Raw genomic sequence first — 13,758 nt, 5'->3', positions numbered from 1 at the left:
ACGTTTTGCGCGAGCCCGGACAGTCCAGGACCGGCGTCGCCAGTCGGCGCCGAGGCCGCGCTGGCGGCCGAGGTCCGCTACGCCCAGGCCATTCGATAAGTCGACGGGGTCAGTATCGAGCCCCGAGTGCCGGTTCCACGTCTTCGGGTCAGTCAGCGAAGTAGTCGGGATATTGCTCGCGCAACATACGACCGTAGCGGCGTACCCGGCTGATGTGTCCGCGGAGCAGTGTCTGACCGCGCTCGATGTCAGCTGCCTCCAGCGCGTCGACGATCGCGGTGTGTTCGTCGATCAGCTCCCGTACCGTGTCGGATTCGGGAAGGCTCAGCCGACGTAGCCGGTCGAGCTGGAGCTTCATCGGCTGCATCATCGTCCAGGCACCGCTGTGCCCGCTGAGCACAAAGATCTGCTGGTGCAGCGCCTCGTCCGCGGCGAAGAAGGCACTGAGGTCGTGGGTTGTACGGCAACGTTCCTGCTCGATGAGCAGCGCCCGCATTGTGCTCACATCGCGGTCCTGCCGTTCGCATGCCTCCGCAAAGGCGGCCAGTTCCAGGGCTTCACGGACGAAGCGCGCTTCCTCCACGTCCTGTAACCGGATTCGCTCCACCCGCGTGCCCACCTGCGGTACGACGGACACCAACCCGTTGTCGACAAGACGCACGATTGCCTCACGCAGCGGCGTGCGACTGACCTCCAGCTGGGCGGACAGGTCGGTCTCGGACAGCGACGCGCCCGGTGGGATGCGCAGGGTTCGAATAGCGGAGACCAACTCGTCGTAGATCCGGTCGGATGTGCGTGCGCGGACGCGTTCACGCCGGATGGGTGCCATCCGGTGTACGTCACCGGTGCCGTGCGGCTTGGTGCTCACCGATCTATCGTCGCATGCTTGCGTACTTGTACATGAACGGCCTGATGGGAGAGCCGCACCCCATGAGTCGTCACGACCGGCACTGAACTGCCAATATAGTCGAGATCAATTGGGGGCCTGGAGATTTCAACCATTCGACCTGGGTGTTTCTGACCTGGGGGGGTGTTGCGATGCAGGTTGGCGCCGTACCGCGCGTGGCTGTCGAGGAGGTACGCGCAGTTCAGCATCTGCTGCGCGGCCATGCCGGTCGGCTTCAGGACGGTAATGAGGGCATCCAGCCAGGCCGCGTTGTGTGGCGAGAGGCGTATGTCAACTGTGTAATTCTACAGTGTAGACATATTGGGTAGCCGAAGCTATGCTGTAGCGATAACCGGTCCGTGCGTCGAACGGTCGGCCGATCTGGCTGCCGCGGCCGAACCGTACATCCGGGGACGGGATCTTTTCCGATGACCGAGAACAAGATCACGCATCGAATCTGGACCGCCAAGGAAGGCATTGAGAAACGCTTCCGCGACGTCGGTGCCCGGGGCCCCACCGAAGGGCGTACAGGGAGTCACGGCCCCTTCGACTGGCTGGAGCACAATCTGAGGGGCGCGTTCAAGCGCTGACATGGCAATTACAGAGGTTGCTGTCTACGCGCATGTGAGCGCGGCCGACATGGTGGCCCCACGACCACGAACTTGCCAGCGAGCTGTCGGCCCTGCTCACGGTCTTGGCAGTGGGGCTCGATCCCATCCATCGGGTTACTTGTCGTCTCGGTGACCGGGCGAGTACCTGTGGCGAACTCGTATTCGCCGGGCAGACGGTGCGACTGGACCGATACCCCCACGGCACCCCGCAGCCGGCGCCCGAGAACGCACCAACCGCACCGGCAGAGCCGCCGCGCTGCGACTATGGCGCATGAATTCGGCCCGCGCGCCGAGACGGGAGCATCGATCATGGCCTCACCGCAACCCCGATACGACAATCCCGTGCCACCCGCACATTCGCTGCGTCTGCTGGTCGACACCCAACCACCGCACACCGGATGGGTCGACGGTGCGTGGTGGCCCCACAGCCATCACCTCACCACCGAGCTGCCGGGCCTGCTCACGGTGTTGGCGACCCGGCTCGGCCTCGTGCACCACGTGATCTACCACCTCGACGATTGGGATGAAGCACCGACCGGATTCACCGTCGGTGCAAGCTGGGTGCGGCTCGGCGGGTTCCACCGCAAGCCGCCACACACCCTCGACGTTGTCGGGCTCGCCGGCAGCAGGGTCGCGCTACTGATCGTCCCGCCCTGCACCACCGTCCACTCCGCGCTCGTCACGATGGCGGCCGCGGCCGCCAGAGGCAACACATCGACCATCACCGACCTGCTCAGGGCCGGGCGAAACACCCCTGGTGACATTTCAGAATGACCGGCGAACTGGCTCGAATCGGATTCGATTGGAACACAGCGGCATCCACCTTCAGCGACGGCGGACAGGGCGGCATCATGCACCTGTACGGCCTGAAGGGCACCCGACTGGCACTACTCGTCATACCCGCCGACACCACGCCCGAACAGGCCGGCACCCGGATGCGGTGGGCAACTGGACAGCCCCGGCCGTACGACCGATGCACCCAGAGAATCGGAGCACGAACCTACGCGAAGTGGACCGCTGTCGCCGGCGGCGGGGGCGGGGGTAGCCGATGTCCGCAGTGAGTGAGAAAGACTACCTGGAACTGATGCGCGATCTCGCCGCGCTTCGTAGAACACGAGCCGCCACAACCGATCCCGCGATCCGCCACCGACTCGACCACGTCATCGAAGAACACCACGGAGAGGTATGCAAGCGGGACCGGCACGGGCGCTGACCGTTCGGGGCGCGGCGGGTGATCCTGATCGGCCTGGTGCCGGCCGTCGCACGCTGTCCGCCGACATTGTGTCCCCGCCAGGGTGATTGTTCCGCGCAGGTGTCGATGGTTTCACACGTTGGCAGTGAACTCTTGGACGACCTTCGCCAGCGAAGCGGAATCCTGCAGCATCGGCAGATGCCCGGTGGACAGCTCACGACGGAATCCGGAGCCGAGTTCGGCCGCGTGCCGATATTGCATCGCGGCGGACAACTGTCGGTCCGCCGTGGTCACGACATACCCGCTGCGCGCCGGGAACGTCCTGCTGGACACTTTGTCCCGATACAGGTGCTGGGATTCCGGCTCGAACTCCGCCACAATGCGAGCGGTGTCGCCCTCGTCGAGGCCAGCGCACAGCGCCGAGCGGATCGCCTTCTCGGGAGGACGAGTTCCCGCGACACGCATGACAAGGCCCACAACAACACGCTGCGGCGCAGGTAATGCCGCAAGGAACGACGTTCCGGCGGCGGGGAACGAGGCGGCGACCCCGAGCAGCCCGGCAACGCGCTCGGGCGCAGTCGCCACGATCTGACTTGCCACGACACCGCCGATCGAATGGGCAACGATCGTGAACGAGCCCTCCGGCGCCTGCGCCAGCACTGAGGACACACAGTCAACAAGACGCGCGTCAGCCCGCTTCGGATACGCGGCCACGACCGACTCGACAGGCAGGTCCGCGCGGACCCCGTCCCAGATCCAGGCCGGAAGACCTGCTCCACTGAGGAACACGATCGGCGTCGAGTCCAGATCCGGGTTCATTTCGTTCTCCTTGCGGGCTCGGAATGCGCTCGCAATGGTAAGCGAGGGGTCCGACACCAATTGATCCGAGACCGTCCCTCACGACTCCTACGCCCGGTGACCACCCCGGCCAAAGGTCGGGCTCATCCACCAGAACATCACCCAGCCCGCCAGTCGACTGCCGCGCCGACGGCACCAACCCACCTGTCAACACCTACAAAACAGCGTGGCCCCGGCACGGCCCGCTTCTACAGCTTCCACCTGCCCGATCCGGGCGGAACGCATCGGCCGCTGCGCGATCCCGGCGCCCGCGACGACGAATGAGACGGCCACTGTCGGTGCCGCCGCGATACAGGGTGGTCGACAATCGAGGAACCTCACTACCGGATAGCGGCCGGCAGGCAAAGCGCAGAGGCCGGCCATGCCGCCGCCCAGGGTAGTTCATGATTACGACTGGTCCGCGATGGTGCTTACGGCCTTGCGCATCTGCGCGTCGGCGCGGTCTGCGGTGGTGGCGGGGTCGATCACCAACAATCGAAGGCACCGATCGTGCGGCCCGAAGACGTACATCACCTGGGGTGGCTGGCCCGGAAGCGGGCCGGCGACCTCGATCCCATCGGGAGGGTCGATGCCACGCTGGGACAGGCTCAGCGAATTCCAATCGAAGGTAATCCGGGCGGTCGCGCCCAGTCGCGTAGTGAGGGCGGTGACCAGGTCATGCAGTTCTACGGTGAGGTTGTCGGTTCTGGGCCACCAGGCGCCGTCGACGCCACTGGATTGTTCGTCACAGTCGCGGAGCAGCAGTCGCGGTGTGCGGGTCGGCGTGTCGAATGGTTGCCCACCGCCGGCGGTTGCCCGGAATCGGCCCATGCCGCGGTCGGCGGCGGCACCGCCCCTATCCTGCGGCGGGTTCTGTGTCATATCAGACCGCCCGCAGGAGACGGGGATCCTGCGAAGGATGAGCGCCGGTCTTCGGTCGTGTGGGGCCACCAGGCCCCATCCACCGCTCCGTGGCGGGATGCTCGCGGTGTCGGTAACCGCCGTGACGACGGCAGGGCGCCGCTGCGGAGAGAAAAGCGTGAGGAGCGGTCCAGCAGGATCGGCTCGTGTTGTGGCGTCATCACGACGCTCCTGACCGGGACCGCGTGGCGGCCCCTTTTCGTTCGCCGGGTAACGACGAGACCACGGGTAGCTTCGAGAAGCCCCCGACGCCCTCATCCTATACCGGCCCGATATGCGCGCATGCTCGCGCATGCACAGTGGCCTGCGGCATTGCGACGGATGAGCAGTGCCACCAGGGAAACCGTCCCGCATGCCAGCCCGGCCCGGCCGGCGATCGACACCGGCGCTGAGATCACCGCCGGCGAAGATCGCCGCCTGCGCCGGTCGAATTCGCGGCCAGGCCGGTCAGCAGGATATCGAGCCCGCGCTCGAGCTCAGCGGCACCGTCATAGGCCGCCAGCATCGGGGCCAACTCGCGCAGCAGCGGGAACTCGCCGACCGGCAGCCGATACAACCCCAGCCGCAACAAGGCGTCGGTCTCCTCGGGCCGTTCCACGATCTCCTGCAACTCGTTGAGAACATGCCCGAACAGGAACCCGAACAACGCCCGATAGACATGCAACGCATCCGCACCGGAGAACCCGGCACGCGTCAGCAGGGCGAGAACGTCCTCCAGTGGCCGCAGCACGGCCAGCGGCCGCAAGCCCAGCGGTGTCGCCAGCGGCCGGGTCACCAGCAGCGGCACCACCCGCGGATGCGCCAGCGCCAGCCGCCGGAAATCCCGTGCCACCACTCGTAATTGGGCCATCCAGTCCGAATCCGTGGTGTCGACCGACAACTGCGCGAACACGATCTCGGCGACACCGTCGAGCACCGCGGCCTTGTTCGGCACATGCCGATAGATCACCATCGGATCCCGCCCCACCGCCTCGGCCAGACGCCGCATCGACAACCCCTCGACCCCGTCACGATCGACGATTTCGAGCGCCGCGTCCAGCACCACGTCCCGCGTCACCGGACTGCGCCTGCGGCCGTCGCCCACGCGATCGGAACTACCGGTATCGGACCGGGAGAAACTGCGGTTGATCGGCGATTCGGCCATCACGGGACTCCGTTCCTCGGGAGCAGCTGCCGTCTCCGTTCGTGTAGACCTACAATGTTGACATAGGGCGCATGAGGCGTCCAGTGCTACCGACAGATCCGGTCTGCCCACCCTTTTCAGGCATCAGCAAGGCCTGTCGTCCGAGCCGCAACGTAGGGGCCTGCCGAGATCGGTACGGGGTCAGTTTCGTCGACGGTGTCGACCCGGACGGGATTCGCGTGCTGGACCGCCTGGACCCGACCCGCCGCCGGGGCGAATCGGTTTCGATACCGATTCCCAGCGATCGTCGGCGCCCGCCGCCGCAGAACATGACCTGCCGAAACTCTCTGTCAATACTGTTGTGTCAGAACAGGATCTGCCGGTGGGTTGCCACACGGTGAGCCGCCCGCCCAGACCGGCATACATAGCACGAAGGCGCGCTGCAAGCTATGGCGTCCACGCCGAACACCCCGACCGAATAGGCACCGCCGGCCGGCCTCCGAGGCCGTCGACCTGCGACGGGCGTCGGTGTCCACGTTCGCCTGCAAGTGGCGTCGTCATTGACCTGCACAACCACCATGGTGTGCGGCCGGTGGGCGAGACCTGTTGCGGCTCGGGACATCCTGCCTACTCGCTCTTCAGCGGAGACGACAGGGTCCACAGCCGTCCGTCCGGGTCACGTACGACCATCTCCCGGGTGCCGTAGTGGGTGTTCTCGGGCGCGGAGACCACCTCGATACCGGAGCCGACCTGTAGGTCGCCTGGGTTGCTGACGCCGAATACGGCCTGAATGCCGGGTTTCTGGGTTTCCGGCACCTCGGCGATGAAGATGGCCGGTCCGGTTGTGTTTCGGAGCTGGCCGGAGTTGTGGCCAGTGTCGAATTCCAGTTCGTAGCCCAGTGATTGGAAGAACTTCGCCGCTTTGCCCCAGTTGTGGGTCTGCAGGAAGATCATTTCGATGCCGTTGGTGGTCATGGTTTTCTCCAGTCTCTCGGGGTTTCAGTGCCGGCCGGATCGATCGGCCGGGACGGTGAGCGCGGTCGGGTTCGGCGTCTGGATCGGTTTGCCCGATCCGGTGAACAGCGCCGCAGCGGCGACGCCGAGCAGTAGGACGGTTGCCGGCAGGATCATGGCCTGGCCGAGCGCGGTGCTGAACCGGTCCAGCGCCGCGGCAGGCAAGTGTCCCCCGCCGCCGGTGGACAGCCCGGCGCCGCCCAGTCCGTTGGCGGCCATGCGGGCGGAAATGAGCGCGGCGATCGCGGCGCTGCCGAGTACCGAGCCCAGTTGCCGCGTGGTGTTGTAGACACCCGCGCCCGCGCCGGCCTGATGCATCGGCAGGTTGCGCGTCGCGATCGAGGCGAGCGGCGCCCAGATGCAGGAGTTGGCCACGCCGGCGACCAGACCTGCCATCAGGAATATCGCGATCGGCGAGGTCGGTCGCATCGCGACGGCGATCCCGAAGATGGATGCCGCGAAGAGGCCGAAGCCCACGGTGGGGGTGACCCGGGGCGGCATCCGGTCGGAGATCTTGCCGATGAACGGTCCGGTGATCGCGGTGACGACCGCCATCGGGGCGAAGACCAGCGCCGACTTCGTCGGCGAAAAGTCGCGTACCGCTTGGAGATAGAAGTACCACGGGGTCATCATCGAGGTGACCGCGACGCCCATGGTGGTGACAGCGATGCTCGAGAGCGCGAAGTTGCGGTCGCGGAACAGGCGCAGCGGCACCAGGGGTTCGTCGGTATTGCGGGCCTGGTTGATCGTGAACAGGGCCAGCACTACCAGCCCAGCGATGATCAAGGCCCAGATGGCGCCATTCCACTTGTGGGCGTTGCCTTCCTGCAGTCCGAACACGAGCAGGAAGATGCCGGTGGCGGACAGCCCGACGCCGATCCAGTCGAAGTGGTGCGGATGCGTCTCGAGCGCGGGCACCAGCCACCAGGCCAGCGCGAAGGCGGCCACCCCGATCGGCACGTTGATGTAGAAGATCCAGTTCCATCCGAGCTGGTCGACCAGCACGCCGCCCACGATAGGGCCGACCAGCATGGCCAGGCCGGCCACCGCGCCCCACAGGCCCATGGCCGAGCCGCGGCGGTCCGGCGGGAAGGTGCGGGTGATGACGGCCATCGTCTGCGGCGTCATCATGGACGCGCCGAGGCCCTGCACGGCACGGGCCGCGATGAGCATCTCGATGCTGCCGGACGTGGCGCACCACAGCGAGGCCAAGGTGAACACGCCCAGTCCGGTCAGGTAGACCTGCTTGGGGCCGAAGCGATCACCGAGCCTGCCGGTCACCAGCAGCGGCACGGCGTAAGTGAGCAGGTAGGCACTGGTCACCCAGATGACCTTGGTGATGTCGGTGTGCAGTTCCCGCATGATCGCCGGGTTGGCCACCGAGACGATGGTCGAATCCAGCAGGATCATGAAAAACCCGACGACCAGCGCGTACAGCCCCGGCCATGGATTGCGTTGTGTGGTCACAGGTTTCCCCATTTCTAGTTGCCAGCCGCCGCGGATCACCCTCAGCACGCGGTGTCGTCATCGAGGTAGGCCCGCAGCGCCGCCGCGACCAGCGCGGACAGCGACATGCCGGTCTCGATGGAGCGGAACTTGACCTGCCTGATCAGCTCGACTGGCAGATACACATCGAACTGTTCGACGTCCGTCTCGCTCACACGCCGACACTAGCATGCTAGCAATATAGAATGCTAGTGCGGCGGCTCGGCGCGCGTTCAGCCGGCCGCGCCGTGGCCGTTTCGAACCGTGCAGCACGCGACATAGTGCGAGTCCCACGCGGCGAGTACTCCCGCCGAACCGCTGCACATCCTGGCTGCCCACGCTGCGGTCGTTGCGATATCTTTTGGCCTGCAACACGATCCGACGGCCGTCCGGTGCCCGGGCGATCACGTCCGCGCCCAGATCGCCCGCACCGCCGACCACCCGCACGTCGGAACAGCCATCGCGGCGGCGCAAACGCACGAGCGCGTGCTCGAACTCCGCAGGGCTGAGCATGTGCTGCCGCAGCGCGACCAGCACCCGCGCGTCATCACGGGCCCGCACCCGCCGACGCTGCCGCAGCATCAGCGCTCCACCGGCGGCCGGGCCAGCACTGCGCACACCCCGGCCACGGTCAATGCCGCAGCCTGCTGCTCGGCGGCGTGCGCGCCCCGGGGCACCGCCACCAGTGCCGCGTCGCCGGCCATGAACATCAGCGCCATCGTCTCCGAACCCGGCTACGGCGATGTCGTCGTCTCACCATCTCGGCGACCTCAGCAGCTCGACTGGAAGGGGTAGCAGCCCACCGGGACGCGCTGCGGTGCAGACGCGGGAGTCGGCGCGGGCGCCATCCCCGCCTGCGTACGCGGCGGCGCTGCTGCTGGTGGCGGTGGCGCTTTGGAGTCTGCGGGTGGCGCATTGTCCATGGTCCGTCGCTGCCGCCCAGTTCCCTTCAGCGAGCTGGTCGGATTCCGGCCACCCGGCACCCCGGCTGGGCTGGCCTGCGCGCTGCCGGAACCGACCGGAACAAAGGTGGGCCCGGGGTTCGGTGCGCTGCACCGAGCCCCGGGCCCACCTGTCAGCTGGGCTGCCAGATCCTCGAGCTCATGGCACCGTGGCGGTGTCGATCGCTTGGATCTGGTTTGAGTCGTGGTCCGAGACGAACAGGGTCGTTCCGTCGCGGCTGAGAGCGAACTCCCGTGGGAAGGCGCCGGTTTGGATGCGTCCGAGGTTAGCTGGTTTGCCGGTGAGGGCGGCCTGGGTGTCCACCACGGTCAGTCCGGTGGTGGCGCCTGGGGTGTGGAATCGATTGGAGTCGGCGGTGATGATGCGGCGGCCGTCTCGTACGAAGGTCAGTCCGACGGGGGCGGTACCGACCGGGACAGAAGTCAGCAGGGCGTGCTGGGGGTCGGTGGTGAGTTTTGCGGCGTCGAAGGCGAGCAGTGCGTTGCTCTTGCGGGCTGTGACCCATACCGTCTTCCCGTCCGGTGAGGGGGCTACCCGTACCGGGTTGCATCCGGCCAGGACGCTGCCGGGCAGGGCCTTTTCCGGAGTCGCTTCCAAGGTGGCGAGGTCGATGACGCTGAGCTCGCCGTGCTTGGCGCCTGCTGTCGGGTTCTGGCTCGGGGCAATCTCACTGGTCGCGTACAGCCGGCGTCCGTCAGGGGAGATCGCGGTGCCGACCACGGCTTGGCCCAGGGGCAGGTTACCGATGAGGGAGGTTTGGCCGAATCCACTGCGAAGTGCCTTGCCCAGGTCGAAGACCTCGATGTCGCCGCGATGGCCGGTGCTGGCGTCTCCGTATTCCTGGCTGACGAAGGCGTAGTGGTCATCGGGTGAGACAGTCACCTCGATCGCGCTGGTCCCGGCCGTGCCGGTGAGCGTTCCCAGCACGGCCCCCGGTGCTCCTGCCGCAGCCTTGGCCGCGTCCACCACGATCGCTCCGCTGCCCGCAGCGATGAGCAGCTCGCGTCCGTCATGGGTGAGGGCGACGCCGGTGGCGCCTTCCTTCCCCACACTGGCGGCCGGAAGCGGAATCTCGAGGAGGAGCCGGGGCGGGGTGCTGTCTGTGGACAGCACCCCGAGTTCCGACTTCAACGAGGCGAAGGCAATGTTGCCCGTCTGCGCGTAGACCAGTCCGAAGGGCCGGTCCGGGACGGTCGTACTCGCGGTGTGGACATCGTTGAGCGGTGACTGGGCTGGTGCAGCCGAGGATGTACACGAGGGCTCGGCCGTCGGGAGTGCTGCGGCGGAGGGCGCCGACGAGCTGGCATGACTACTCGGGGCACTGCCCTTCCCCGCGCATGCCGACGCGGCCACTCCCACGATTAGCGCCAGCGCCAACGAGCGCAGCTGTTTTCCTGAGATGTCCATCATGCTTCCCCTTTCTCGCTTCGGAAGCCGCGGCGATGGTGGCTACGGTTTCCGGCGTGCCATCCGGCACGAATACGTAGCTGACCTTCTCGGGATCGGCGGTCACAGCCGGTCATAGATCGCAACAAGCCGATCGAGGACCTCGGTGGCGGATCTCAGCGCTGCGATGTCCTGATCGGCCAGTTCCTCCTGGAGGGAGTCGGTCATGGCCACCATGCGCTCGCGGCACCGTACGCGCCCGGTCTCGGTCAACGCGACCAGGACCGAGCGCTTGTCGCCGGGTACGCGTTCCCTGGTGACATATCCTGCCGCGGCCAGGCCGTTGAGCAGCTGAGTGGTTGCGGCGCTGGTTGTTTCGGTCAAGGCGGCGAGTTGGCTGATCGTGAGCGGCCCTTGGTCGGCCAGCGCTCGTAAGGCACGCGCATGCGTGAGCGACAGCGCCTCGGGGGATCGGGTCGCACGCCCCCGCAGCCGGGAGTCTGCCGCGCTGAGCCGATAGGCGGCCCGGGCCAGCAGGTCGAGGGCGCTCGCGCGGTCCGATTCGAGCTCTTCTGTCACGGTGCATGTCCTGTCTACGGATCGTTCGAGGTTGACAACCAGTTTAGCGTAGTACTTAATAGATAAGTACTTAACCTACCTGGAAGGAATCACCATGACCACTCGATCCGTCGGCCAGAGCTGGGCCCTCGACATCGCCCTCGCCCAGGGCGGATTCGACGCCCTGCACCCGCAGGCGAAGGGCACCATGGAGCAACTCGGTCACGACCACACCGATTTCGACAAGGTCTTCGAACTCGTGCAGAGCGGGGCGATGCTGCCCAAGGCGTGGGCGAGCATTGCTGCCCAAGCCGAGGAGCGCGCCGCTCATCATGAGCGAAACGGGTTTGCCCGCACCGCCGCTGACCTCTACACCCGGGCTGCGGTGATGTGGGGCCGGGCCCAGTATTCGATCTTCGAGGCCGCCGACCCGCGCAAACTCGCTTTCCGTGAGCGCGCCAACCATTGCGTCGAACGGCTGGGGGAATTGCGTGACGGACGGGTCCGGCGGGTGGTGCTGGACTTCGAGGGCAAGCAGATCTTCGCGCTGCTGCACCTGCCACCGGAGCCGGTGCGTTCGGCGCCGGCAGTGATTCTCGGCCCCGGGATGGACATGATCAAGGAGGATTACATCGCCGCGGCCGAGCGGTACTACACATCGCGGGGTGTGGTCGCCCTGTCCATCGAAGGCCCTGGACAAGGCGAGAGCCGGGCGCACGGCCTCACCGTCGATCTCGCGAACTACGAACGTGCGGTGCGGCATTACATCGACTACCTGATCGGCCTGCCGGAGGTGGATCCGCACCGCATCGGCATGTTCGGCATCAGCATGAGCGGATACTGGGGATCACGTGCGGCCGCAACAGATCCGAGGCTGGCGGCGCTGGCAGCTTTCGAGGCGCCCACCGGTGACTTCCGGACCATCTTCGAGCGAGCTCAGCCGACCTTCAAGAACAACTACATGTACATGGCAGGCTACGACGACGAAGCGGCCTTCGACCGTGATCTGACCGATCGGATGCCGCTAGGTGATCTGGTCGGTGACATCACGTGCCCGGTGCTGTACGGAATCGGCGAGTTCGACGAGCTGACCCCGCTCGAGCAGGCTCTCGCCAACTACGAACTCGTTCGCGCACCCAAGGAGATTCGCGTCTACGAAGGCGAATTCCATCCCCTCGGAGGCGTGGCGGCCGAAATCTTCCGGTTCGGCGCCGAGTGGCTCGAGCGCGCTCTGGCCCGCGAGTTCACGACGCCGGGACGAGATGTGCGGCACTACGTCCACCGCGACGGGCACACCACCGACGGCACCGCCGATCCGACATGGTGGTCAGGTGCAGTGCCATTGGCGATCCAGCGGTTGCGCTCGGCGTGAGCGTACGTGAATACGACCAAGCGGGACAACAAGTCCGGCGCGGTCGGGTATCCACATCTGGCGCACAACGTGTGGGATCCGGTTAAGGGACGGGCGATCCCGAAGGTGCTGTTCACCTTTGGCCGATGGATCATCTATGGCGGTGGGTGGGCATAGATGCGATCGTGACCCGGCTCGGGCAGCCTCGCCCCGGTCCGCCCTGGGACGTGAGCGCAACCGAGCGGGTGCTGTTCGGGCTGGTCGCGGGCCGGGCGCTAGCCCCGTCGTCGAAACTGGCCGCGGTGGACTGGATCAGCGGTGACGTGCACACCCACGGGCTACCCGAGACCGACGACGATGCGCGTTATCGGGCGATGGACTGGCTGCACGCGGTTAGCTCCCGATCCTCAGGCGACGCGGAGGTCGGCGATCGCGTCCCAGTTCCAGGTGATCCCCAGTCCGGGTGTCTCCGGCGGCACCACGTGCCCGTCCTCGATCACCAGTGCGCTGTGGGTGATGGCGTTCAGCTGCGGGATGTGTTCGACGTAGGTTCCGGCGGGCACCGCGCACGCGAGGCCGGCGTGCAACTCCATGAGGAAGTGCGGGGCGACGCGCACGTTGAACGCCTCGGCGGTGTGCGCGACCTTCAGCCATGGCGTGATGCCGCCGACGCGGGCCACGTCGACCTGCACGATGCCGGCGGCCCCGGCGGCGAGGTATTGGGCGAATTGCCCTGCGCTGTAGATCGATTCGCCCACCGCGATGGGAACGCTGGTCGAGCGTGCCAGTCGCACGTGCCCGGACAGATCGTCGGCGGGCAGTGGTTCTTCGAACCAGGCAATGTCGAGGGGTTCGTAGGTGCGGGCTCGTCGGATCGCTTCCGGGCCGGTCAGCGACTGGTTGGCGTCGACCATGATCTCCCAGTCGGTGCCGACCTCGGCGCGGACGGCGGCCAGGCGCTCGGCGTCCTCGCCGGGGGTGGGTTTACCGACCTTGATCTTGCCCCCTCGGAAGCCGGCGGCTTTGGCGGCGCGGGCGTTGGCGACCAGTTCGTCGATCGTCAGGTGCAGCCAGCCGCCCTCGGTGTCGTAGACCGGCAACCGTTCGTGCGCGCCGCCGGCGAGGCGCCACAGCGGCTCTCCGGCGCGCCGGCACCGCAGATCCCACAGCGCGGTGTCGATCGCGGCCAGGGCGAGGGAGGTGATGACGCCGACCGCGGTGGCGCGGGTGCCGGCGAGCAGGTGTGCCCAGACCGCCTCGACGTTGCGGGCATCGGCACCCAGCAGCCGATCGGCCAGGTGGTCGCGCAGCATCGACAGTACGGCTCGCCCGCCGGTGCCGATGGTGTAGGAGTAGCCGGTGCCGGACAGGCCGTCGTCGGTCTCGATGGTCACGAGGATCGTTTCCTGGCGCACGAAGGTCTGCATTGCG

General features: G+C 66.8%; 15 protein-coding genes and 3 pseudogenes. 6 read left to right on the top strand and 12 right to left on the bottom strand.

From position 1 onward, the window contains the following. Nucleotides 1–148: 148 nt before the first annotated feature. On the bottom strand, nucleotides 149–868 hold the full coding sequence (locus tag KO481_RS41815; protein WP_215924164.1) for a GntR family transcriptional regulator: 720 nt from the start codon (nucleotides 866–868) through the stop codon (nucleotides 149–151). 446 nt (nucleotides 869–1,314) lie between these two features. Between KO481_RS41815 and KO481_RS41810 the strand changes: the two genes are divergently transcribed. From KO481_RS41810 to KO481_RS41800, 4 genes and pseudogenes are all read left to right on the top strand, one after another. Continuing rightward, nucleotides 1,315–1,476 carry a hypothetical protein gene (locus KO481_RS41810; RefSeq protein WP_215924162.1) on the top strand — a complete coding sequence of 54 codons (162 nt, stop codon included), beginning with the start codon at nucleotides 1,315–1,317 and terminating at the stop codon, nucleotides 1,474–1,476. A gap of 59 nt (nucleotides 1,477–1,535) precedes the next feature. After that, nucleotides 1,536–1,772 (top strand): annotated as a pseudogene (locus tag KO481_RS45005) (DUF5994 family protein); the annotation flags it as partial. Between the two features lie 34 nt (nucleotides 1,773–1,806). Further along, a complete protein-coding gene (locus KO481_RS41805; RefSeq protein ID WP_215924160.1) occupies nucleotides 1,807–2,271 on the top strand; it encodes a DUF5994 family protein in 465 nt (154 codons plus the stop codon). Further along, entirely contained in the window at nucleotides 2,268–2,558 is a 291-nt protein-coding gene (locus KO481_RS41800; protein WP_215924158.1) for a hypothetical protein, read from the top strand. Before KO481_RS41805 ends, KO481_RS41800 begins: the two co-directional genes overlap by 4 nt. Before the next feature lie 263 nt (nucleotides 2,559–2,821). Here KO481_RS41800 and KO481_RS41795 read toward each other — a convergent pair whose 3' ends face one another. The 10 genes and pseudogenes from KO481_RS41795 to KO481_RS41760 all read right to left on the bottom strand — a co-directional run bounded on the left by KO481_RS41795 (nucleotide 2,822) and on the right by KO481_RS41760 (nucleotide 10,997). Beyond that, complete coding sequence (locus KO481_RS41795; protein WP_245402284.1) at nucleotides 2,822–3,508, bottom strand: alpha/beta fold hydrolase; 687 nt, start codon at nucleotides 3,506–3,508, stop codon at nucleotides 2,822–2,824. Nucleotides 3,509–3,934: 426 nt separating this feature from the next. Further along, complete coding sequence (locus KO481_RS41790) at nucleotides 3,935–4,408, bottom strand: DUF5994 family protein (protein WP_245402283.1); 474 nt, start codon at nucleotides 4,406–4,408, stop codon at nucleotides 3,935–3,937. Nucleotides 4,409–4,841: 433 nt separating this feature from the next. Further along, complete coding sequence (locus KO481_RS41785) at nucleotides 4,842–5,591, bottom strand: TetR/AcrR family transcriptional regulator C-terminal domain-containing protein (RefSeq protein WP_215924154.1); 750 nt, start codon at nucleotides 5,589–5,591, stop codon at nucleotides 4,842–4,844. A 606-nt stretch (nucleotides 5,592–6,197) separates the two neighbouring features. Beyond that, nucleotides 6,198–6,545 (bottom strand): VOC family protein, encoded by a 348-nt coding sequence (locus KO481_RS41780; RefSeq protein ID WP_215924152.1) that lies wholly within the window; start codon nucleotides 6,543–6,545, stop codon nucleotides 6,198–6,200. A 24-nt stretch (nucleotides 6,546–6,569) separates the two neighbouring features. Further along, a complete protein-coding gene (locus KO481_RS41775; RefSeq protein WP_215924150.1) occupies nucleotides 6,570–8,051 on the bottom strand; it encodes a DHA2 family efflux MFS transporter permease subunit in 1,482 nt (493 codons plus the stop codon). A 41-nt stretch (nucleotides 8,052–8,092) separates the two neighbouring features. Continuing rightward, nucleotides 8,093–8,245 carry a ribbon-helix-helix protein, CopG family gene (locus KO481_RS41770; protein ID WP_215924148.1) on the bottom strand — a complete coding sequence of 51 codons (153 nt, stop codon included), beginning with the start codon at nucleotides 8,243–8,245 and terminating at the stop codon, nucleotides 8,093–8,095. Nucleotides 8,246–8,381: 136 nt separating this feature from the next. After that, nucleotides 8,382–8,582: pseudogene (locus KO481_RS45000) on the bottom strand (restriction endonuclease); the annotation flags it as partial. Nucleotides 8,583–8,650: 68 nt separating this feature from the next. Then, a complete protein-coding gene (locus tag KO481_RS44220; RefSeq protein WP_281066314.1) occupies nucleotides 8,651–8,779 on the bottom strand; it encodes a hypothetical protein in 129 nt (42 codons plus the stop codon). Between the two features lie 391 nt (nucleotides 8,780–9,170). After that, the gene (locus KO481_RS41765) at nucleotides 9,171–10,442 is read right to left on the bottom strand and encodes a YncE family protein (RefSeq protein ID WP_215924146.1); all 1,272 of its coding nucleotides are present in this window, start codon (nucleotides 10,440–10,442) and stop codon (nucleotides 9,171–9,173) included. Nucleotides 10,443–10,541: 99 nt separating this feature from the next. Next, complete coding sequence (locus KO481_RS41760) at nucleotides 10,542–10,997, bottom strand: MarR family winged helix-turn-helix transcriptional regulator (protein ID WP_215924144.1); 456 nt, start codon at nucleotides 10,995–10,997, stop codon at nucleotides 10,542–10,544. Nucleotides 10,998–11,091: 94 nt separating this feature from the next. Between KO481_RS41760 and KO481_RS41755 the strand changes: the two genes are divergently transcribed. After that, on the top strand, nucleotides 11,092–12,348 hold the full coding sequence (locus KO481_RS41755) for an alpha/beta hydrolase (protein WP_215924142.1): 1,257 nt from the start codon (nucleotides 11,092–11,094) through the stop codon (nucleotides 12,346–12,348). Between the two features lie 6 nt (nucleotides 12,349–12,354). Then, nucleotides 12,355–12,764: pseudogene (locus KO481_RS45050) on the top strand (IS1634 family transposase); the annotation flags it as partial. Here the strand turns inward: KO481_RS45050 and KO481_RS41745 are convergent. Then, on the bottom strand, nucleotides 12,735–13,754 hold the full coding sequence (locus KO481_RS41745) for a mandelate racemase/muconate lactonizing enzyme family protein (protein WP_443678009.1): 1,020 nt from the start codon (nucleotides 13,752–13,754) through the stop codon (nucleotides 12,735–12,737). The pseudogene KO481_RS45050 and the gene KO481_RS41745 sit on opposite strands and share 30 nt — an antisense overlap. Nucleotides 13,755–13,758: the final 4 nt, after the last annotated feature.

It is taken from the genome of Nocardia albiluteola (assembly GCF_018860155.1).
In the GTDB taxonomy this organism is placed as follows: Bacteria; Actinomycetota; Actinomycetes; order Mycobacteriales; family Mycobacteriaceae; genus Nocardia; species Nocardia albiluteola.
The sequence above is the reverse complement of the archived record's forward strand: the minus strand, read 5'-3'. Positions and strand labels throughout refer to the sequence as shown.